Source organism: Marinomonas rhodophyticola (assembly GCF_026113935.1).
GTDB classification, from domain to species: Bacteria; Pseudomonadota; Gammaproteobacteria; order Pseudomonadales; family Marinomonadaceae; genus Marinomonas; species Marinomonas rhodophyticola.
Genome location: NZ_JAPEUL010000011.1, coordinates 62,194 through 82,397, shown reverse-complemented (window position 1 = coordinate 82,397; position 20,204 = coordinate 62,194). Strand labels below are relative to the sequence as shown.

Sequence of the window (20,204 nt, the reverse complement as noted above, 5' to 3'; positions counted from 1 at the left end):
GCATATCAGAAAAATACTCCACTGCCTCTAGGTTATTTGCCACATAAGCAAACTGCGCAACTCACTCACCAGCTGCATTGGCTGTGGTTGTTTGTCCTTAACCCAGTGCCCGCTCTATAACGAAGAAGACAAACTGGCAAGCGAAGGGACAGGGCCGATTCTGTTAGATCGCAAGGTATCCCTTAGTTAACGTCGCTGCTGACCCACTTTGTAACATGGGGTTTCAGCACTTCGTCATTCGGTCGCTTACATTGCGATGCAATTACTTACAGTCTCCCTATTGTCAATTTTTCGGCTAAAGCGGACTATTTATAAACGATCGAACTGTTGATTAGTGAGGACACAATACAGTGAAAAAGAACCTACATCCTCTAGATAGAAGTATCCGCGGTGTTATCGGCATATTGTTTACTGGCATCGCTCTGTTTAATGGTGATCTATTAAACGACCCATTGCTAGAGACACTGATCGGTATATTTGGCTCGCTGAACTTGATTTCTTTAGCATTTGGATGGTGCCCAGTCTACCATCTTGCCAACATCAGTACCTGTAAAGAAAAAGAATAAGTAAGGCGAGTTATCTGGGGTCTTTATGCCACCACTACAGGAACTACAAAGAGACAAATCCTTCCGCATCAAACTCATCTTGGTTTGTCTTGTGGTTGCCTTATCCGTCTCGGCCATTTATGTGACCGTGTCCTATCGCTTGGCCAATGATATTGGCGCTCAAGCAGATCTCGAATCCCTTCATCGTCAAGCTCTATTGATTCATGGACAATTAGCACTTAAAGGCCAAACAGACTCATCCGATTTCGTCGCAAAACTGATTCATCAAGTCTACTTTACAGACGAAAACCCCGAATTGTATATCGAGATTCATGGCCCAGATTTAAACTGGTCGATTAATAACAATATTAACTCCGATGTCATTGATCATTTGCTGTACACAATTAATCAAGCAGACAGCGATACCATTGGCGACTTAAGCTTATCAAATGGACATATTGACATAGACGAACATCATTTCCTTTGGCAAAAAGTGGTCGACAATACATACCAAGTTCTGGTTCTGAAAAATTCAAATTATATTCAACAAACCCTTTCCTTTGTTACCAAGCGCCTTGGCATCACATCACTGATTGTCTTCTGGCTTGCAACCTGGTTTGCCCTCACTTTATCCTCTTGGATGAATAAACGCGTTCAGGACAAAAACGATTCATTAGCACATCTTGCGACTCATGACACTTTAACAGGATTACCCAATCGTCTTTATTTAAGAAACCTACTGCAAGACATCATGCCTGAAGCGATGTCCCCCTCTTTACCAAACGCTACTAAAACGCATACATCTGATGTTACTCAAGCTTGTCTTTTCGTCATTGACCTCGATAAATTCAAAGAAGTGAACGATGCTTTTGGCCATACAACCGGAGACAGTTTACTGGCTAAAATAGCTCAAAAGCTTAAGGATACGTTAGACCGTACTCAGACACTAATTCGTTTTTCTGGCGACAAATTCATTATTTGGGCACCAGAAATAGATATTGAGCACGCCGAACTCTTAGTAAAAAAGCTTATTGATAGATCAAATGAGCCAGTATTGATCAATAAACTGGCCATCAGCACCGGTGCAAGTATCGGTATTGCCCATTACCCAAGCCAAGCAACCGACAGTGAAACTCTCATCATGTACGCCGATGCGGCCATGAGTGAAGCCAAACAAAATCGTTCTGGTTGGGCGACTTTTAGTGAGAAAAATATCGAATGTGGCAAGCAACACCTAAAGCGCCGCGCAGAATTAGAAGTTGCCCTGTCCGAAGCTCAAATCAAACTACATTATCAACCCAAAGTATCAGTGGCCGATGGTCAGATTATCGGTGTTGAAGGACTTGCTCGTTGGTATCACCCTACCGATGGCATTTTATCTCCGATAAACTTTATTGACCTCATTGAGCATAGTGGTCGGGTGCAAGAATTTGGTCGTTATATTATTACTCAAGCCATTTCGCAACTCGGCCAGTGGCATCAACAAGGATGGTTCACGCCAATCGCTATCAATTTGTCGCCCTATAATTTGCTCGATCCAACCTTACTGGAATTCACGCTGAGCTTACTTAAGCAGCATGATATTCCGCCAAATAAGCTAGAAATAGAACTGATTGAATCTGAAACCACTCTTAGCATTGACCTTATTTCAAAGCAACTCAATGCCTTCAAAGAGGCTGGAGTACAAGTTGCCATTGACGACTTTGGTACAGGTATGAGTTCGCTATCTTATATCAGTACACTTAATGTCAATCACATAAAAATTGACCGCTCTTTTATTGATGGCATAGAGCAAGATACTAGAAAACAAGCCATAGTATCTTCTGTCATTATGCTGGCTCATTCTTTCGAATGTGAAGTGATAGCAGAGGGAATAGAAAATAAATTACAAGCCGACATGTTAATCAAAATGGGTTGTCTTTATGGACAAGGCTATTATTACGCTAAACCAATGACGGCAGAAAACATACAAGCTATCTTAAAAACTAATACCATTCTGCCGCTCTAATTTTTACAAACTACCTCACAATACACGCAATTGACTCAATCAAATACGATTCAATAAATCGGTCTTCTTCGAATTGTATTCGTTTTCTGAAATAGCTCCCATGTCACGCAACTTTGCCAACTTCTCGATCAATTGGATTACGTCATCAATAGACGATACATTCGTCAAATTCTGAGGGACTTGCACTGCAGGAGCGGGTGAACATGCCATGGCAGCAGACGGCTCAATAAAGTTATTGTGTGGTGCAGGCATTGGAGCAGAAGAAGCAGAACTCCCGCCGGACACGACAGGTAAGGAGCTGACGAGAATGGTGCCGTATTGGCTGGAAAATGTCAGTGACGAATTTCCGCCCTGCTGCTGGCTTATACCACCAATGTTATTGTCTAACGTATCGTAAACCGTGACTTGACCATTTACTTCCACTGCCAGACGATTGGGGAAAATCGCGTAACGCGTGCTATTTTGCGCACCACTACTAAACGGCTGACCCAAATCACCTGGCCACCACTGATTGCCGGATCTTGAACCTTTTGGCAACGGCATAAATACCTGCATGTTTGCTAAGCCATTGGCCAGCTCGTTACACAAGTTGTCCACAGTCGATTTCAAACCATAATTAAACATGTCGCCGACCATGGTCATACCACCACGCATCCACTGGCCACCACCACCCAATTCTGGGCAATTGAACTGTGCCATCGACCCATTACCATTATTCACAGCGATTAGCATATGCATGACGGCATCAAAGCTTAGGTTGTAACGACGGGAAAGGGAATGAACGAGGTTTTGTCCATCTTGCGTTAAATTTTGCATTATAAAGCTCTCTAAAAGGGACGTAGAGCTGTTCTCTTTTATCTCGCCGCTGCAAAAAAAGAAGGCAAACATCGCCTCGTACATGGACACAAACAAAGAGTAGGTTGCAGCATCATGCTGGCCAACAGATTTCGTAGGCCTTCACTCTAACACATATCAGTCTGACAAAATGGTGACAAGCCACAGAATAAACACAAATAACTGTTTATTTTTTAAACTCTTCTTATTTATTACCAACAATAAAGAGACAAGCCATTTTATGCCTTGTCTCTTTATAAAAATAACCAATGCCAACAACTCTTTCAGCACAATGGTCACTTTTGGACTATTAAAGGGAATAAAGCTGCAGTGAATGCTTACCAACAGGCAATACTTTTTCATGTGTGGCACCCGAAACAGGACGGTTGGTACTGGCAAACTTACCAACGTTTTCTGTATTTCATGTCTACACTTCAGGAGGAACATACAATATTGATTTAATTTAAGAAACATATTATTAATATTTGCACTGAACATTAAATAAAGGAAGGATAATTAAACCATGGTTAATTTAAACATTTTATTATTAATATTTTTTATATTGACATCTATCTCTTTCAATGTTCAAGCAAATGAAAGAGCCATTAATGGAGGAATTTATGCAGGGATATTAGTCGGGGAGTCTGATGAAGATGGTTTAATTGACTCAGGAGCAGCTGAAATAGGCCTAAAAATAAATGAAAGGGGGAGTTATAGAGGTGGAAGCGCCTCATTTATTACAATGGAACTGCAAGATACTCAATATAATGGCTTCCAAATTTCAACAAACCTTAATACCAACTCAACTCCAGTGCTAGCGTCTTTAGGAGTCGGATTGATATTAGCCTCTGTTACTGATAATAATGAGTGTGAAGATAATTGTGATAGTGATGATTTAGCACTTGGTATTTATCCAGAGCTGAGCATTCAATTTAATTTATTCCCTCAAATAATGTTTGGCTTTTATGCTCGTAAATACTTTATTGAATCGTTATCGGAAGAGGTAAAAGGTATTTATATCGGTGTGAATTTTTAATGTAAGCCTTACTCGGTAAGCGTATGATAAACCACACATAAGTATCATTAATTTATCTTAGTAAAGCTTGTACGCAAGACCAAGACAAAAAACAAGCTATTCCGTAGCTTGCCTTTTGCCCTCACTGGTGAAGATCAAATAAGACCATCAAAATCCGACGCATCATGACGCTCTTGAAGCTTTGCTCCATCACCAAAAGCTTTATTAACAATACGGCCTCGTTGCACAGCAGGACGCTGCTCAATCGCTTTTGCCCAACGCAGTACATTGGTATAATTGGCTACATCAAGAAATTCAGCCGCACTGTATAAATTACCTAGCACCAAATTGCCATACCAAGGCCAGATAGCAATATCCGCAATAGAATACTCGTCACCCGCCATGTAAGTGTGATCCGCCAAATGCTTATCCAGTACATCCAACTGACGCTTGGTTTCCATGGTAAAACGGTCAATCGGATACTGCATTTTCGTTGGCGCATAGGCGTAAAAATGGCCAAAACCACCGCCTACATAAGGCGCCGATCCCATTTGCCAAAATAACCAGTTACGGCATTCCGTTTTGGAGGCTAAGTCTTTTGGCACCAAGGCATCGAACTTTTCGGCCAAATATTGCAAAATAGAACCAGACTCAAATACACGAGTCGGTGGCGTCGTACTGTGATCCATCAAAGCAGGTATTTTTGAGTTCGGATTGATCTCAACAAAACCAGAACCAAACTGGTCGCCTTCACCAATATTAATCAAATACGCATCGTATTCAGCAGCGGAAATGCCCAATGCCAACAACTCTTCCAGCATAATGGTCACTTTTTGACCATTGGGCGTAGCAAGGGAATGAAGCTGCAGTGAATGCTTACCAACAGGCAATACTTTTTCATGTGTGGCACCCGAAACAGGACGGTTGGTACTGGCAAACTTACCGCCGTTTTCTGTATTCCATGTCCACACCTTGGGAGGAAGGTAATCTTGGCTAGAACTCATAACATCTCCTAAATATATTCATCAACGAAAGCGTAACCCTCGCGACTAATGCTCGACAAACGCTCGCTCGATAACATAATCCCCAGGCACACCGATTTTGGGTGACTCATTAAAACCTAGCTCATCAAGCAAAGCCGACGTATCTTTTAACATACTTGGACTACCACAAATCATCACTCTGTCATTCATGGGGCTAAGTTGCGGTAATCCAATGTCTTCGGCCAATTTACCACTGCGAATCAAATCGGTCAGACGACCTTGATTACGGAACGCTTCACGAGTCACTGTTGGATAATAAATTAATTTATCTCTTACCTGTTCGCCAAAAAATTCATTCTCAGGCAATACTTTTTCAATAAAATCCGCATACGCCAACTCATTAATGTGACGAACACCATGGACCAAAACAATTTTTTCGTATTGCTCATAGGCGTCAAAATCTTGAATCACACTTAAAAACGGCGCCAAACCGGTTCCCGTGGATAACAAATAAAGATGTTTTCCTGGCAGCAAATCCCGCGTCACAAGGGTGCCAGTCGGTTTACGGCTAACCAAGATATCATCACCGACTTGCAAGTGCTGTAAACGCGACGTTAACGGGCCATTAGGCACCTTAATACTAAAAAATTCCAAATGTTCTTCGTAATTTGGACTGGCAATACTGTAAGCACGCATCAAAGGCCGAGTTTCTGTTTCCAAACCGATCATCACAAACTGACCATTCTCAAAGCGCAAACTTGGATTGCGAGTCGTTTTAAAACTGAATAAATTGTCATTCCAGTGATGAACACTCAAAACACGTTCCGTAACAAATGCGCTCATAGCAACCCCATTAAAAATTAAACAAACACTCTAAACTGGTACTCATACTATAAGACAAATCTATATTTGTTTAATTGATTATCTAGATGTCTTTAATATGCTCAGCATATATAAAAATCGATGGTAAACCATCAATACACATGCATCAGTGTGCCATTAAAATGTACAAAAAATGAGCGACGATGTAGGAATAATCAAGCATGCTGCCAAAATACCGCCGTCCTATACACAGCATACTACGATGATCTGTAAGAAAAAGCCTTGTGAGTACGTCAAAGCAATGAACAATGTAAAGCGTCACCATGACATCATGCCAGCAATCAGAGGACTCTCTCAATGACAATCAACAATACCTTCAACCGTGCCTTAGGCTTAGTGATTCTCGGTGGCACCGCCGCCTTTAGTGGCACGCTACAAGCGGCCCCACAAACCATGATGGTCGCCGGTGGCTGCTTTTGGTGTGTGGAATCCGATTTTGAATTGGTACAAGGTGTCAGTGATGTGGTTTCAGGATATACCGGAGGTCACACTGAAAACCCAACCTACAAACAAGTATCCGCAGGAAACACCGGACACTTTGAAGCCGTGGTGATTCATTTTGACGATGACATAGTGTCATTAAAGTCATTGGCGGACTATTACTGGAAAACCATCGACCCAACCGACGCAGAAGGTCAGTTCTGCGACAAAGGAGCCCCTTACAAAACCGCCATGTTTTATCAGAACGACCAACAAAAAGCGGTTTTTGAAGCCTCTCTCGCCAATGTCAAAAAAACCAAACCATTTAAAGACGAGGTAGTGACACAGATTCTTCCGGCAAAAACCTTTTACCCTGCTGAGGAGTATCATCAAAGCTACTACACCAAAAACCCAATTCGTTATGCCTATTATCGCGCCAGCTGCGGACGAGACAATCGTATTGAACGTTTATGGGGAGAAGTGGCCAGTCATCAGTACCATTAATACGACACACTCGTGTCCTTTTAATGCGTTGTATTCCACTAAAAAGATGCCAAACAACGGGCATCTTTTTCTTATTTAAAACCACTTCCCCTCTTTTATAAAACGAAAAAACGATCTCGCAAGTATCAGTAAAGTGTTTCTTACCTAGGTTTAACGCATAGAAAATGAAGCAAATAGGTAACTGATCGCGAAAGCCTAGCCTTCAGCCCAGTCATACGCCACATTAATAGCGCAACTCACGAAGTTCCAAAAAGTAACTAAAAGGAGTTATAAAATGAAAAAATTCATTCCCGTCATAGCAGGTAGCATCGCTTTAGCTTCTCTCAGTGGCGTAGCAAAAGCTGAAAACATGGCTGACAACAACAGCGGTCTTTATGTTGGTGGTAACTACGGCTACCTCAAAGTGGAAAGCGACGACGACTTTGACGATAACAACGATGTAGTACAGGGCATCGTCGGCTATCGTTTTAATTCTTTCCTTGCTTTAGAAGGCAGCTATATTGACTTTGGTAAATACGGTGGCAGCGCGGCTAACGCGGAAACGACGGGTTACACTGCGGCTTTAAAAGGCACCATTCCGATCACTCAGACAGTTGAACTCTTTGCTAAAGCCGGTCAGCTATGGCACGAAACCGATTACAATATTGCCTCAATCAAAGGCAGTTCAGACGATCGAAGCTTATTCGCAGGTGCCGGTGTTAACTTCAAAGTAACAGAAAATCTACTGGTGAACGCTCAATACACCTGGTACGACGTTGACTTGAATGCAGATAATGTCAACTCTGACTCAGAATTTGACACCGACTTCAAACAAGCCAGTGTAGGTGCTGAATACCGTTTCTAAAACTGACATTTCCCTTGAACGAAAGACTTAACCTAGCGGTTAGGTCTTTCCTTTGTTTATGCTTATTTCTTAACCTGAAGCTCTTTGACCCATCCATACTAAGGCTCTAGTATTTATGCATCTCATTAATAAAAGATGTTAACGATGAATCCAATCCTACAAGCTCAGTCCAACCATAAGTCCATTCGTCAATACACAAACAAAACGATTGATGAATCCCTCATAACACAACTGATCCAAAGTGCCCAAGGCGCCGCGTCTTCAAGCTTTATTCAAGCTTACTCCATTGTCCAAGTGAGCAACCCAGAAAATCGTCAAAAAATTGCCACCTTAGCGGGTGGACAAAAATGGGTCGAATCGGCAGCGGAATTTTTCGTTATTTGCGCGGACCTGACTCGCGTTGAATATTGCAGTCTTAAACAAGGCTTAGGGGCATTAGAAGGCAACACAGAACACTTTATTGCGGCCACAACAGACGCCACTTTTTTTGCGCAAAACCTAATGCTAGGCGCGGAGTCGGTCGGTCTTGGTGCCGTCTTTATTGGTGGCATTCGCAACGATCCTGAGCAAGTCGCCGAGCTGTTAAACCTACCCAATCAAGTGTATCCCATCTTTGGCCTTTGCTTGGGTTATCCTGACGCTCAGCCCGACTTAAAACCTCGTCTGCCCGTCGATGTTATATTGCACAAAGACAGCTACGATAGCCGGCGCTGCGCTGACGATGTCAACGCCTACGACGCACAAATGCAAGCCTACTACCAAAGTCGTGGCGACAATCAGAAAAACAGCAACTGGTCTGAGCAAACCGCCGCCGCGGTGCAAAAGAAAAAGCGTGAACACATGCTTCCCTTCCTGCAATCACGCGGTTTCTTAAAGCGCTAAACATTTTATCGAGCTAACCGTTTTACAGGTGAAAGTGCCTCTAACAAGGGGCTACTTTCCCCTTCTACAGCCTTAATCAATAAATCTGACGTGGTCGGGCCAAGCGTAAAGCCCTGATGCCCATGACCAAAATGAAACCACAAACCTTTATGATTGGGTGCAGCCCCTACTAAAGGCAACATATCTGGCATGCAAGGACGCGTACCCGACCATTGTGGTTCGTCTACTTTTTGCCCTAAATCGATCATCTCATTTAATGCAGCGGCTCCACGCTCAAGCTGCTTAATGTTTTTCGCGGCCTTCATAGGCACCAACGCAGCCCCCGTTGTGACTCTGGTCCCTTGTCGCATTGGCGCGGCTAAAACCCCATTTGCCACATCTAAAAATGGACGTTGGAGCGTATTAGGGGCATTAAAATGCCCATGATAACCTCGCTTGTAAACCATAGGAATGCGATAACCGAAGCGTTTTAATAGCTCTGGAGACCAAGGCCCAAGCGCCACCACCACTTGCCCAGCGGTTAACTCGCCATCACGAGTTAGAATTTTCCAACCCGACACACCATGCTGCAAGGTACTGGCATCGCCTGTCACAAATCGTCCACCACGTTTAACAAACAAATCACAATACGCCTTGGTCAAACCTCCCGGCGAAGCACAGCTCCAACTTTGCGTATAATGCACGGCTCCAGCTGGCGCTTTCTTCAGTGCTGGTTCTTTTTGCTGATAACTCTTACCATCAAAAATATCGGCAGTAACACCATATTCTCGTAACAGAAATTCGGCTTTCTTCGCCGCTTTTTCAAATTCATTTTCATCACGATGCAGCATCACAAGACCACAATGACTGATCAAGTGCTCAGATTCCGAGTCGCGAATTAAAGGCTCATGGTCCGCCGTAGAGCGAAAGGTTAATTGCGCATGAATGTGAGAAATCTTAGCGTGCTTTTCTAACGATGAATGACGAAAATACGACCACAAGGCAGGCGCCATTTGTAAGGCACCAGACAATGTCCAAGTCACATCATTACTGATCTCGAAGGCGTATTTAAACAGCGTCACCATGTCCCTTGGTAAGGCATAAGGCTCCGCCGCCTCGACCTGAATCATACCTGCATTGCCATAACTGGTTTCCAGACCCGCACCAGTGCGATCCACAATGGTAACCTGATGACCACGAGCCTGTAGCGCCAAAGCACTGCTCACACCCACCATTCCAGCACCCAACACAAGAAACTCCGCCATATCCCTACCTCGACAGCATTGCAAAAAAAATGATTTACGCTCTGGACTATAACAATATCCAGTATAGATGAGCCAACCGTCAATAGAAGGAACTACGCGGATAAAAACAAAAAAGGGCCGTGACTAATCACCGCCCTTTACGATCATCATGTATAAACAAGTTTTACTCAGGCTACCTTAGCATCCTGTTGTGCTGAGCTTTCTTTTTGATGCTCAAGAACACTGCGAGAAGCCTTGTTGATGGCAATACTTCTGGGTTTCATTGCCTCAGGAATCTCTTTCACCAAACTGATGGTAAGGAAGCCCATTTTTTAACTCAGCATCGGTTACCTCAACATAATCGGCAAGATTGAACTTGCGTTCAAATGAACGGTTTGCAATGCCTTGATGGAGATACCTATGTTCACCAGAGTCCGCTTTATCACCGCGAATGGTCAACACATTCTTTTCCACTTTAATATCCAAATCGCTTTCATCAAAGCCTGCTAAAGCAAGCGAAATGGCATAACGGTTATCATCAACCACCTCGATGTTGTAAGGCGGATAACCAGCAGACACATTGTCTGTTGTTAGCGCGCTATCGAGCAAAGAGGCCAAGCGGTCGAAACCAATACTGCTACGATAAAGTGGGCTAAGATCAATTGAGTTCATAATAAATCCTCCTAATTGAAGCAAAATACTAATCGTCAAAAGTAGTAACAGGCACTCTATTCATAACCAGACGAACCTGCTACATCCCTCAAAATAGGATCTCAGCTACCATTTTCAAGTGTTTTTTATAGAAAATTTCTGTCTATGAAAATACACATTTTTTATAAAACAACACGTAATCAGCTTATTCTTCCAATACACTCTTTGCTATAAAACCTCGCTCGACCAATTGTCCCAAAAGCGCCGTCGTACGTTCGCGAAACATATCACGCAATAGCCTTACGGTTGGGGTAATCGATTGACGACTAGGGCAAACCAACCACAATTCACCGGAGGGAATGGTATAATTCGGCAGAAGTGGTACTAGACGTTCGGCCAGCAGATCGTTAGCAATATCCAGCGACGACTTTATCGCCACCCCTTTTCCAGCCACGCACCAACGCCGTACCAGATCCCCATCATTAGCCGCACAATAGGCTTTGGGCTTAATTTTGTAAGATCGTTCCGTCCCTGACGCTTTACACGAGAAGTGCCAAGTATCATTGAGTATATTCTGCAACTGATAAAACAACCCCTGATGATGCAGCAACTCTTTAGGGTGTTCAGGTAAGCCTTGAGCCTCAAGATAACTGGGACTGGCCACCAGCAAACGTGGCACATTGCAGATTTTAAAACCGTATAAATTAGAATCGGCTGGCGGGCCGTAACGCAATGCGATATCCAGCGCATCACGATAAAAGTCAATGTTGCTGTCACTAACATGCACCCGCAAAGTCACTTTAGGGTGCTGTGTCATGAACGCATCAACCCAAGGGATCGCCACATTTCGACCTAAATCAGACGACACCGCCAAACGGATTTCCCCACTAATAATGTCCAAATCATTGTGTATCGTTTGCTTGGCTTGCTCTAATAAAGCCAGCGCCGCCGTACACTGTGGCAAATAACGCTCGCCCGCACTAGAAAGACGCAAATGACGCGTCGTACGCACGAATAGCTCGACACCAAGTGACGCTTCAACCCGCTTAACCGCCGCACTGGCCGTAGCTATCTGCATATCTAGATGAGTCGCTGCTGCCGTGATATTGCGAAACTCCGCTACTTTTAGCACAACACGAAGATCTTCCAGCTGCATAGCCTAACCCTTAAAGAAAAAATGATGGGCTTATTATCAAATATATTTTGATAATAACTCAATAAAAACCCTATTTTTCATTTAATAAAGTCTCGTTACCATAGCGCCATCAAGACTCACCACGCGTGAGTCATCACCCTAATGATGGAAACAAAAAATGGCACACCCAATTATTACCGACCTAGAAAAACGCTACACAGCAAAACACTACGATGCCGCAAAACGCATTCCCCAAGCAGATCTAGAAGTCATCTACGAAGCACTGCGCTTATCCCCTTCTTCCATTAACTCACAACCATGGAAGTTCATCGTGATTGAGAGCGATACCGCCAAACAACGCTTCCACGATACTTTTGCGAACAAATTCCAGTTCAACCAAAAACACGCAAAAAGCGCGTCACACATCGTACTGTTTGCACACAAAACCCACTACAAGCGCGAGGACTACGCAAAAGTCGTCGACAAAGGCATTATGGATGGCCGTACAAAACCAGAAAACAGAGAACAGGCATTTGGTAGCTTCGCCTTTGCCGAACTAAACACAGATGAAAACGGCAGCACAGCACAATGGACCAAAGCACAAGCTTACATCGCTCTAGGTAACCTAATGCACACATTGGCACGTCTCAACATCGACTCGACCCCAATGGAAGGTGTGGATGCCGAATTAATTGGCGAGCTATTTCACAACGAGGCTCGTGGGTTACCAATGTGACGTAGCACTCGCGATCGGTTATCACCACAAAGACGAAGACTACAACGCGACATTACCAAAATCTCGCCTCGCCTTAGAAGACGTCGTCACCGTATTGTAAAATCCACCTCAAATTAGACACAGAAGACAGTTCAGATCTGCCCCTCCCCCTTGTGTTTTTAAGGGAGAGGTTGGGTGGGACAATGACAGTTCAGGTCTGCTCCTCCCCCTTGTGTTTTTAAGGGGGAGGTTGGGAGGGGGTTACAGTTCATGACCCCATCCTAGCCCCCTTGGAAGTGATAAGGGGAAGGGACAATGTGAACATCAATGAAAAATATCTTCTATTTTCTCAGCGAAGAGGAGTCGTTCGGACCATTCCAGTAGGGTGTCGGTATCAGCTTTCTCAACCTGATCACGGTAAGCCGTAGCCACATCAACACCGTATTTTCTTGTTATCTGACGCAATAGCATATTAGCCTCACCTTGTTGCATTCCTTGTTGCATTCCTTGTTGCATTCCTTGTTGCATTCCTTGTTGCATTCCTTGTTGCATTCCTTGTTGCATTCCTTGTTGCATTCCTTGTTGCATTCCTTGTTGCATTCCTTGTTGCATTCCTTTCTCAATTCCAAAACGCTCTGCACTCGTTACATAAGGCATTTTTTTAGACTCCTCTAGTTGATATACCGACTCTAAGAACTGACGTTCCAACGCGTCTGGTAAACGGATCATCCAATCAATAACCCGGAACAGTTCTAATATAACATCACGTTCATAGCCCCGCTCGTACATTAATTGCACAAGCTGAAATTTCCACGCTTGTCGTTCTTCGGCTCTTTTACTGCTTTTGGCACGAAGTTGCGCCATCACCACCAAGGCAAACACATTGTCACTGCGTTCTAACTGCGCCCAGTGATCTTGCCAATCCAGTAGTTTTACACGGGGAAAACGAAAGTCTAACTCACAGCCCCAGCGCTTCCAATGATAGCTATTGGGCCGAAAGTTTCGGTTAGTATCGGCGAGCACGCCTAAACTGACCACATCCATCTGATACCGATCAAACAGTCTGTAGTGATACACATACATACGCTCGGCAAAATCCCGCTCTGCTTCGCCCTGCACTTCCACATGAATCAACACCCATGTTTCTGTGCCATCCCGTGCAAAAACCTTAACCAGCTTATCGGCATAACGTCGCCCCAGCTCGGCATCCTGAACAACCTGCTGGAGCTCTTTATCCAAAAACTCTCGCCCTTGGCTCCAGTCCACCTGTTCGTAAACATCAGGAAACAGCAACGCCAAAAACTCTGGAAAACGCTGCTCTAACGCTTCTTTCCACGGGCTATCATGATCATCCACTGATCTTGTATTCATATCAAATCCTTCTTTTATTAACGCCAACCCCATCCTAGGGTCGCGGTGCATAAGCACGTTAATACTATATAAATACCACTAAAACACCAACCCGTTGACCAGACATTCATTAACAATTCTTAATGAAAATCATTTTCATTAAATTCAACATATTTGTGATAATCATTCTCATAAAGGATTGCATACACATAGGGAAGACTTAATTTATTGATGAGAAGAAACATGAAAAAAACGGCTTTTCCTACTCCCTTATCTTTCCTTGCTTTGTCTATCATGGCGGCGTCACCCGCGTTTTCTGCCGACACCACTATTCAAGAAAATCAGTTGAGCACCATCAACATTGAAGCGGATTCGCTCACTGAAACCACCACGGAGCTGGGCAGCTCGGTTTCTAAAATCGAAAGTGACGATATTGAAAAAACATTAACTCGTAATTTAGACGATCTAGTACGCTATGAACCAGGGGTAGAAGCCAGCCAAGATTCTCGTTTTGGTATCAGTAGTGTTAACATCCGCGGCTTAGATGGCGATCGAGTCAAAATCAGTGTCGATGGTGTTTCGCAAGCCGATGCATACGGCCCGACAACCACCTATTTACGCACTGGACGAAACACCGTCGACATGGATTCATTAGAATCTGTCGATATTATTAAAGGTGGCGACGTAGTAGAAGGCAGCGGCGCTCTGGGTGGCGTAGTAAAATACACCACCAAAGAACCTAGTAGCTTTTTAGCGCCAGAAGGTAATGACACCAGTGTTTCCTTAAAAGCAGGCTACAAAAGCGCCTCCGACGAATATAGCCAAACCCTCACCACGGCGAACCGCACAGGCAAAGTAGAGTCCTTACTGCTGTATACCCATCGCGATGGCCATGAAAACGAGAATCATCAAGGCGATGCAGGCTCTGATCAAACGGTTGGCGTAACAAGAGAATCAGTAGACCCCGCAGACACTGGATCAGACAATGTCCTTGCTAAAGTACAAGTACAAGTAAACGACACCAACCGTATCGGCGTGGTCGGTGAATACTTCCACAGTACCACTGAATCCGACTTATATTCAGAAAGCTCTGCCACAGACCAACAAAGCTCAGATGACAAAAGTGTCCGCCGCCGCATTGGTTTCTTCCATGAAAACACCCAAGCTAATACGCTTTATGATCGCTTAAAATGGCAATTGGATTACCAAGACACTAAAACCACCAACATTACGAATAGAACATCGGGCAATCGCGTTGTTGACCGATTTTATGATGAAGAAAGTATCAGCTTCAAAGCGGATTGGGTCAAACAAATCGAGGCACATCAACTTCGTTACGGCATAAATTACGACGATAAGTCTTTAGAAAATCTCAATAAAAACACCGTCTCTGGCGTCACCACCGCGTCGCGTTTTTCACCCGTAGCCGACGCCAATATTGTCGGCTTATATCTAGAAGACAGCTGGGCAGCGACAGACAAGCTCACTCTTGTGCCCGCTATTCGCTACGATAACTACCAATACACCACCAAGGGCGACGAATACATCGAATCATGGGGCGATAATAAAAACGAGGCTGTGACCGCACAACTTTCCGCTGATTTTGCCATCAACGACACCTACAGTATTTTTGGTAAAACCGGCTCTGGCTTTAGAGCTCCAAATTTAGACGAGCTTTATTATTACTTTGAAAACTCTGCGTCTTATGGCGCCTATAGAATCAAGCCTAATCCAGACTTAAAACCGGAAGAAAGTCTGTTCGTAGAAGCTGGCGTTCGAGCTCAAAATACCTACGGCACCGCTGAATTGGTCGCTTTTTATAACGACTACACCAACTTTATCGAGCAGGTCTCTTTAGGCACCTCTAGCACATACAGATTAGGGGAATATACCAACAAAAACCTTGCTCATGTCGTCATCAAAGGCGCTGAAATTAAAGGCACTTTAGATCTATCCAAAAGTATCGATGCGCTTAATGACGGCTGGACACTCAATGGCGCTGTCGCTTATGCCGAAGGCGATAACCTAGAGGATAATGAACCTCTCGACAGCATATCACCGCTAAGCGCCGTGGTGGGTCTTGGCTACGACGCGCCTTCAGAGCAATGGGGTGGAAAGCTCAATCTAACCTGGGCGTCTGGCAAGAAAAAATCGGATTTGACCAGCAGCAACCAGTGGCTCGCCACATCCGACTATCAACTTGTTGATCTAACGGCTTATTACAAACCCACGGACAACCTCACCTTTAACGCGGGGCTGTTTAACCTGACCAATGAAAAATATCTCAATTGGAATGACATCCGCAACATTACCAACACCAGCACGAATCTGGACCGTTACACCCGTGCAGGTCGTAACCTTGGTATCGACGCAACACTGTCTTTCTAAGCCTTTTTTCACCGCAGCGTAGGTCAAAAAGCATTGTATTTTTGACCTATGCCAACCAGTTAACGCTAGACGGAGCATCAACATGCCTCAAACCACAGCCATAAGACCAAACACAGAACATCCGGCGTATTCTCGCTATCAAGCGGCCATCACATCGGGTTCTACCTTACGAGCCAGAGAACTGGCCAAAGAACTGGGCATCACCGAAGGCGACCTCGTCGCATGCCGACAAAATATCGATACATGGCAGCTACGCGCGCCCTTTCACCTTTTATTAGCTGAACTGAAAAATGTCGGCGAGGTCATGACCATCACCCGTAACGACCAAGCCGTGCATGAAACAACTGGCGTATATCACAGCTTCCAGTTTGCTGAGGCTAGAAAAACCGGCTTAGTGCTATCGGACGCCATCGACTTACGCCTCTTCATTGGCCAATGGCACAGTGGTTTTCATGTGGTGGAAAAAGGCCGCCATAGTCTGCAATTTTTCGACAAACATGGCCTCGCTGTGCATAAGATCTATCGAACAGACAATACTCTTGCTGATAAGTGGGACGCTCTGCTAGCAGAATATTGCGATGCGTCACCTGTTATTCCTGCATACTTGCCATTAAAAGAAACACCCATTAACCAACCACCAGCGGCATTTGATCAAGCCGCCTTCGCAGACGATTGGGCAAACTTAAAAGACGTACACGAATACCACGGCATGCTGCAAAAGCATGGGCTTTCTCGCACCCAAGCGCTGGCTCTGATTGGCTCACAATGGGCAACACCGCTTATCCCAAATAGCCTTGCCTATGTACTCACACTCGCGCAAGAAAGAGCCGCCGACATCATGGTATTTGTTGGCAATCCTGGTTGCATCCAAATCTATTCAGGTCCGGTTCACAAGCTCTTAACCCAAGGACCATGGTTCAATGTATTGGACGCGGCATTCAACCTTCACCTAAGAACCGATCAAATTGCCCAAGCGTGGGTGATCGAACGCCCTAGCAGCGATGGCATCATCACGTCCATTGAAGCCTTTAGCGCCAAAGGGGATTCCATCATTACCCTGTTTGGTAAACGCAAACCAGGACAACCAGAACTCACCTCATGGCGCGACATTGTTCATGCCACCAAACAACAGTACACAGAGGAGGCTCAGCTATGTTCGCTAAGCTGCGTTTTTTCATGGGACTGGCATCCGTGATCTTGATATCCACTGGGGCAAACGCAACACAACGGGTCGTCAGCATCGGTGGCACCGTCACCGAAATCGTCTATCTGTTAGGTGCAGAGTCTCAACTGGTCGCTAGTGACACCAGCAGCATCTATCCAGAGGCGGCCAACCAGATGCCTAAAGTCGGCTATCAGCGCACCTTATCCGCAGAAGGCGTACTTAGCGTACGCCCAGATATCTTGCTCATTACCCCAGCCACTGGGCCTGCAAAAGTATTGCAACAACTAAAAGACACCGGCATCCATTTGATCACCATCGAAGCGCCCGATTCAAAGCAAGGCATACTAGATAAAGTCACTCAAGTGGCCAACGCCTTACAGCAGGAGGAAAAAGGCAAACATCTCGTTCAACAAATAGAACACGCATTTGAGGCATTAAGCACACCCAAAGCATGGAATGAACAACGACCACCACGCTTGCTTTTTGTCTTGCAAATGGGTGGTGCGCCAATGGTGGCAGGCAACAATACCGCGCCGGATGCTTTATTTAAATTAGCAGGTGCCACCAATGCAATGGGCACGTTAGACGGCTACAAAACCCTCACCCCAGAAGCCATTTTATTGGCTCAGCCAGACGCCATTGTCGTCACCCAACAAGGCCTCAGTCGCACAGGCGAACAAGCCATCTGGGCGCTGCACTGGCATGTTAGCCACACCTGCAGGAAAAGATCAACGCCTGCTCTCGTTGGATGCTTTACTTGCCCTCGGCCTTGGTCCTAGAACGCCAGAAGCCATCCAATCGCTACAACAACAGCTACAAGAATGGGCGCCATGAAACACACCCCGTATTCTCATATTCCGTATCCCCTGCTGATCACTGTATTAGGCATGGTGGGATTATTCGCCCTCACTCAAGGGGCGTATTCTATCGGCTGGAAAGAGATGCTTTTGTCGTCCATGAACGACATAGACAAACAAATCCTCATCACAGTGCGGCTACCGAGATTATTCATGGCGATCTTAGTTGGTGCGGCCTTGGCGGTATCTGGCGCGCTCATGCAAGCCCTCTTCCGCAACCCATTGGCAGATCCTGGGTTACTGGGCGTCTCTTCAGGGGCATCGGTCTTTGTTGGTATCTTGATCGTTCTCAACCCATTTTCAGGTAACTTGCCCCTTTGGGCACAGTCTTATATGCAAAGCAGTGCGGCCTTTCTTGGGGCCGTATTAACCTGCTGGCTGATTTTTCAATTATCCAAACACAAAGGACAAGTCTCTGTATTACACCTATTACTCGCAGGGATTGCCATTAACGCCCTATCAGGTTCCGCCACCGGCTTACTGACCTACTTGAGCAACGATGAACAATTGCGCGCGCTGACATTTTGGGCCATGGGCAACCTTGGCGGCGCACGATGGGAACAAGTCGCCGTTGTCGCCAGCCTTTTATTGCCATTGCTGTGTTATGTGTGGCGTCAGTCTAAAAATCTGAATCTGCTATTACTAGGAGAAGAAGAAGCCCGTTATCTTGGCTTGGATGTGGAGAAATTTAAAATCAAACTCATTGCCGTTGTGGCGTTATGTGTTGGCGTGACCGTTGCCTTCACCGGGTTAATTGGCTTTATTGGCCTCATGGTACCGCACTTAATACGCATGATGTTTGGTGCCGACAACCGCATCGTCATTCCCTGCTCAGCCTTACTCGGCGCCAGCTTACTCACCAGTGCCGACACCCTAGCTAGAATCCTAGTGATTCCAGCCGAACTGCCCGTTGGCCTCGTCACCAGCTTACTCGGCGGGCCGTTCTTTTTATGGCTACTGTTAAAAAATATTCGAGCAACCAACTAATGTTAACCGTCAACCAACTGTCTCTTAGCCGATCTGGCAAACCGCTCTTGGATCAGGTGTCTTTTTCCATCAAACCGGGTCAACTGACCATTGTACTGGGACCAAATGGCGCGGGAAAATCCACCTTACTCAAATGCTGCTCTGGGGCGCTTCAAGCCGACACGGGACACATTAACCTAGACGACAAACCGCTAGCGGATTGGTCTCTGGCTGACTTAGCCAAAAAACGCGCAGTATTGACCCAACAAATACACATGCCTTTTACACTCACCGTTAAAGAAGTGGTGTCATTAGGGACCGCACCGTGGACCTTGTCCAACCAACAAGCCAACCGCTTAATACATGACACCCTCAGCGAAGTCGGCATGGTCGACACTGACACACGCATCTACGCCAGCTTGTCCGGTGGAGAGCAACAACGCATCCAACTTGCCCGAGTCCTAGTGCAAATCTACGCGGACCCAAACCAACACCCACAAGCCGCAAAATACCTGCTGTTAGACGAAGCTCATTTCTGCCCTAGACCTACACCAACAACAACGGATATTGCGACTTTTAAAAACACTCAGCCAAAAAGGCCTAGGCATACTCTGCATACTGCACGACATCAACCTAGCCGCACTCTACGGCGACAAGCTTGTCCTACTCGAACAAGGCAAAATCACCTTCAACAGCGAACCCAGCCAACTCGCCCAAGGAAAGCAAATAGAAACCACCTACCAAGCAGACCTAATCCGCCTGTCACACCCAGACACCCAACTACCGCAATGGCAATTTAAACAATAAAGCGGGGCAGAAGCAGGCTGGTTTTATCCC

General features: G+C 45.3%; 19 protein-coding genes and 1 pseudogene. 12 read left to right on the top strand and 8 right to left on the bottom strand.

The features are described from left to right. The first annotated feature begins 350 nt into the window (after nucleotides 1–350). On the top strand, nucleotides 351–566 hold the full coding sequence (locus tag ONZ52_RS19950) for a YgaP family membrane protein (RefSeq protein ID WP_265220410.1): 216 nt from the start codon (nucleotides 351–353) through the stop codon (nucleotides 564–566). 25 nt (nucleotides 567–591) lie between these two features. After that, complete coding sequence (locus tag ONZ52_RS19945; RefSeq protein ID WP_265220409.1) at nucleotides 592–2,553, top strand: putative bifunctional diguanylate cyclase/phosphodiesterase; 1,962 nt, start codon at nucleotides 592–594, stop codon at nucleotides 2,551–2,553. Between the two features lie 39 nt (nucleotides 2,554–2,592). Here ONZ52_RS19945 and ONZ52_RS19940 read toward each other — a convergent pair whose 3' ends face one another. Both ONZ52_RS19940 and ONZ52_RS19935 read right to left on the bottom strand, forming a co-directional pair. Then, the gene (locus ONZ52_RS19940; RefSeq protein WP_265220408.1) at nucleotides 2,593–3,369 is read right to left on the bottom strand and encodes an SHOCT domain-containing protein; all 777 of its coding nucleotides are present in this window, start codon (nucleotides 3,367–3,369) and stop codon (nucleotides 2,593–2,595) included. 291 nt (nucleotides 3,370–3,660) lie between these two features. Beyond that, nucleotides 3,661–3,799, bottom strand: a pseudogene (locus tag ONZ52_RS19935) (glutathione-dependent disulfide-bond oxidoreductase); the annotation flags it as partial. Between the two features lie 111 nt (nucleotides 3,800–3,910). Here ONZ52_RS19935 and ONZ52_RS19930 point away from each other — a divergent pair. Further along, nucleotides 3,911–4,423: a hypothetical protein gene (locus tag ONZ52_RS19930; protein ID WP_265220407.1), complete on the top strand. Its 513-nt coding sequence runs from the start codon at nucleotides 3,911–3,913 to the stop codon at nucleotides 4,421–4,423. Between the two features lie 134 nt (nucleotides 4,424–4,557). Here the strand turns inward: ONZ52_RS19930 and yghU are convergent, their stop codons facing one another. Both yghU and ONZ52_RS19920 read right to left on the bottom strand, forming a co-directional pair. Continuing rightward, complete coding sequence (gene yghU, locus ONZ52_RS19925; protein WP_265220406.1) at nucleotides 4,558–5,406, bottom strand: glutathione-dependent disulfide-bond oxidoreductase; 849 nt, start codon at nucleotides 5,404–5,406, stop codon at nucleotides 4,558–4,560. A 45-nt stretch (nucleotides 5,407–5,451) separates the two neighbouring features. Then, nucleotides 5,452–6,228 carry a ferredoxin--NADP reductase gene (locus tag ONZ52_RS19920; RefSeq protein ID WP_265220405.1) on the bottom strand — a complete coding sequence of 259 codons (777 nt, stop codon included), beginning with the start codon at nucleotides 6,226–6,228 and terminating at the stop codon, nucleotides 5,452–5,454. Between the two features lie 336 nt (nucleotides 6,229–6,564). Between ONZ52_RS19920 and msrA the strand changes: the two genes are divergently transcribed. The 3 genes from msrA to nfsA all read left to right on the top strand — a co-directional run bounded on the left by msrA (nucleotide 6,565) and on the right by nfsA (nucleotide 8,917). After that, on the top strand, nucleotides 6,565–7,191 hold the full coding sequence (gene msrA, locus ONZ52_RS19915) for a peptide-methionine (S)-S-oxide reductase MsrA (protein WP_265220404.1): 627 nt from the start codon (nucleotides 6,565–6,567) through the stop codon (nucleotides 7,189–7,191). 274 nt (nucleotides 7,192–7,465) lie between these two features. Further along, on the top strand, nucleotides 7,466–8,035 hold the full coding sequence (locus ONZ52_RS19910) for a porin family protein (protein WP_265220403.1): 570 nt from the start codon (nucleotides 7,466–7,468) through the stop codon (nucleotides 8,033–8,035). A 144-nt stretch (nucleotides 8,036–8,179) separates the two neighbouring features. Further along, nucleotides 8,180–8,917: an oxygen-insensitive NADPH nitroreductase gene (nfsA, locus tag ONZ52_RS19905; protein ID WP_265220402.1), complete on the top strand. Its 738-nt coding sequence runs from the start codon at nucleotides 8,180–8,182 to the stop codon at nucleotides 8,915–8,917. A 5-nt stretch (nucleotides 8,918–8,922) separates the two neighbouring features. On the opposite strand, the gene ONZ52_RS19900 is transcribed toward nfsA, so the two are convergent. From ONZ52_RS19900 to ONZ52_RS19890, 3 genes are all read right to left on the bottom strand, one after another. Next, the gene (locus ONZ52_RS19900; protein ID WP_265220401.1) at nucleotides 8,923–10,161 is read right to left on the bottom strand and encodes an NAD(P)/FAD-dependent oxidoreductase; all 1,239 of its coding nucleotides are present in this window, start codon (nucleotides 10,159–10,161) and stop codon (nucleotides 8,923–8,925) included. 267 nt (nucleotides 10,162–10,428) lie between these two features. Next, nucleotides 10,429–10,812 carry an Hsp20 family protein gene (locus ONZ52_RS19895; protein ID WP_346433253.1) on the bottom strand — a complete coding sequence of 128 codons (384 nt, stop codon included), beginning with the start codon at nucleotides 10,810–10,812 and terminating at the stop codon, nucleotides 10,429–10,431. A gap of 184 nt (nucleotides 10,813–10,996) precedes the next feature. Beyond that, nucleotides 10,997–11,947: a LysR family transcriptional regulator gene (locus ONZ52_RS19890; protein WP_265220400.1), complete on the bottom strand. Its 951-nt coding sequence runs from the start codon at nucleotides 11,945–11,947 to the stop codon at nucleotides 10,997–10,999. 157 nt (nucleotides 11,948–12,104) lie between these two features. Here ONZ52_RS19890 and ONZ52_RS19885 point away from each other — a divergent pair, with 157 nt between their 5' ends. Next, nucleotides 12,105–12,662 carry an NAD(P)H-dependent oxidoreductase gene (locus tag ONZ52_RS19885; protein WP_265220399.1) on the top strand — a complete coding sequence of 186 codons (558 nt, stop codon included), beginning with the start codon at nucleotides 12,105–12,107 and terminating at the stop codon, nucleotides 12,660–12,662. 303 nt (nucleotides 12,663–12,965) lie between these two features. Here ONZ52_RS19885 and ONZ52_RS19880 read toward each other — a convergent pair whose 3' ends face one another. Beyond that, nucleotides 12,966–14,012, bottom strand: a complete 1,047-nt coding sequence (locus tag ONZ52_RS19880) for an RpnC/YadD family protein (protein ID WP_265220398.1) — start codon at nucleotides 14,010–14,012, stop codon at nucleotides 12,966–12,968. A gap of 222 nt (nucleotides 14,013–14,234) precedes the next feature. On the opposite strand from ONZ52_RS19880, the gene ONZ52_RS19875 reads away from it, so the two are divergent. From ONZ52_RS19875 to ONZ52_RS19855, 5 genes are all read left to right on the top strand, one after another. Beyond that, the gene (locus ONZ52_RS19875; RefSeq protein ID WP_265220397.1) at nucleotides 14,235–16,379 is read left to right on the top strand and encodes a TonB-dependent hemoglobin/transferrin/lactoferrin family receptor; all 2,145 of its coding nucleotides are present in this window, start codon (nucleotides 14,235–14,237) and stop codon (nucleotides 16,377–16,379) included. An 82-nt stretch (nucleotides 16,380–16,461) separates the two neighbouring features. Beyond that, entirely contained in the window at nucleotides 16,462–17,574 is a 1,113-nt protein-coding gene (locus ONZ52_RS19870; RefSeq protein ID WP_265220396.1) for a hemin-degrading factor, read from the top strand. After that, entirely contained in the window at nucleotides 17,532–18,323 is a 792-nt protein-coding gene (locus ONZ52_RS19865; protein WP_265220395.1) for a heme/hemin ABC transporter substrate-binding protein, read from the top strand. Before ONZ52_RS19870 ends, ONZ52_RS19865 begins: the two co-directional genes overlap by 43 nt. 51 nt (nucleotides 18,324–18,374) lie before the next feature. After that, on the top strand, nucleotides 18,375–19,388 hold the full coding sequence (locus ONZ52_RS19860) for a FecCD family ABC transporter permease (protein ID WP_265220394.1): 1,014 nt from the start codon (nucleotides 18,375–18,377) through the stop codon (nucleotides 19,386–19,388). After that, entirely contained in the window at nucleotides 19,388–20,167 is a 780-nt protein-coding gene (locus tag ONZ52_RS19855; RefSeq protein ID WP_265220393.1) for an ATP-binding cassette domain-containing protein, read from the top strand. Before ONZ52_RS19860 ends, ONZ52_RS19855 begins: the two co-directional genes overlap by 1 nt. The last annotated feature ends 37 nt before the right edge of the window (nucleotides 20,168–20,204 follow it).

What these genes read in the sequence shown, in the direction of transcription:
- ONZ52_RS19945 (WP_265220409.1), top strand. Translation starts at nt 592, where the DNA reads ATGCCACCACTACAGGAACTACAAAGAGACAAATCCTTCCGCATCAAA.
- ONZ52_RS19940 (WP_265220408.1), bottom strand. Translation starts at nt 3,369, where the DNA reads ATGCAAAATTTAACGCAAGATGGACAAAACCTCGTTCATTCCCTTTCC.
- ONZ52_RS19930 (WP_265220407.1), top strand. Translation starts at nt 3,911, where the DNA reads ATGGTTAATTTAAACATTTTATTATTAATATTTTTTATATTGACATCT.
- yghU (WP_265220406.1), bottom strand. Translation starts at nt 5,406, where the DNA reads ATGAGTTCTAGCCAAGATTACCTTCCTCCCAAGGTGTGGACATGGAAT.
- ONZ52_RS19920 (WP_265220405.1), bottom strand. Translation starts at nt 6,228, where the DNA reads ATGAGCGCATTTGTTACGGAACGTGTTTTGAGTGTTCATCACTGGAAT.
- msrA (WP_265220404.1), top strand. Translation starts at nt 6,565, where the DNA reads ATGACAATCAACAATACCTTCAACCGTGCCTTAGGCTTAGTGATTCTC.
- ONZ52_RS19910 (WP_265220403.1), top strand. Translation starts at nt 7,466, where the DNA reads ATGAAAAAATTCATTCCCGTCATAGCAGGTAGCATCGCTTTAGCTTCT.
- nfsA (WP_265220402.1), top strand. Translation starts at nt 8,180, where the DNA reads ATGAATCCAATCCTACAAGCTCAGTCCAACCATAAGTCCATTCGTCAA.
- ONZ52_RS19900 (WP_265220401.1), bottom strand. Translation starts at nt 10,161, where the DNA reads ATGGCGGAGTTTCTTGTGTTGGGTGCTGGAATGGTGGGTGTGAGCAGT.
- ONZ52_RS19895 (WP_346433253.1), bottom strand. Translation starts at nt 10,812, where the DNA reads ATGAACTCAATTGATCTTAGCCCACTTTATCGTAGCAGTATTGGTTTC.
- ONZ52_RS19890 (WP_265220400.1), bottom strand. Translation starts at nt 11,947, where the DNA reads ATGCAGCTGGAAGATCTTCGTGTTGTGCTAAAAGTAGCGGAGTTTCGC.
- ONZ52_RS19885 (WP_265220399.1), top strand. Translation starts at nt 12,105, where the DNA reads ATGGCACACCCAATTATTACCGACCTAGAAAAACGCTACACAGCAAAA.
- ONZ52_RS19880 (WP_265220398.1), bottom strand. Translation starts at nt 14,012, where the DNA reads ATGAATACAAGATCAGTGGATGATCATGATAGCCCGTGGAAAGAAGCG.
- ONZ52_RS19875 (WP_265220397.1), top strand. Translation starts at nt 14,235, where the DNA reads ATGAAAAAAACGGCTTTTCCTACTCCCTTATCTTTCCTTGCTTTGTCT.
- ONZ52_RS19870 (WP_265220396.1), top strand. Translation starts at nt 16,462, where the DNA reads ATGCCTCAAACCACAGCCATAAGACCAAACACAGAACATCCGGCGTAT.
- ONZ52_RS19865 (WP_265220395.1), top strand. Translation starts at nt 17,532, where the DNA reads ATGTTCGCTAAGCTGCGTTTTTTCATGGGACTGGCATCCGTGATCTTG.
- ONZ52_RS19860 (WP_265220394.1), top strand. Translation starts at nt 18,375, where the DNA reads ATGAAACACACCCCGTATTCTCATATTCCGTATCCCCTGCTGATCACT.
- ONZ52_RS19855 (WP_265220393.1), top strand. Translation starts at nt 19,388, where the DNA reads ATGTTAACCGTCAACCAACTGTCTCTTAGCCGATCTGGCAAACCGCTC.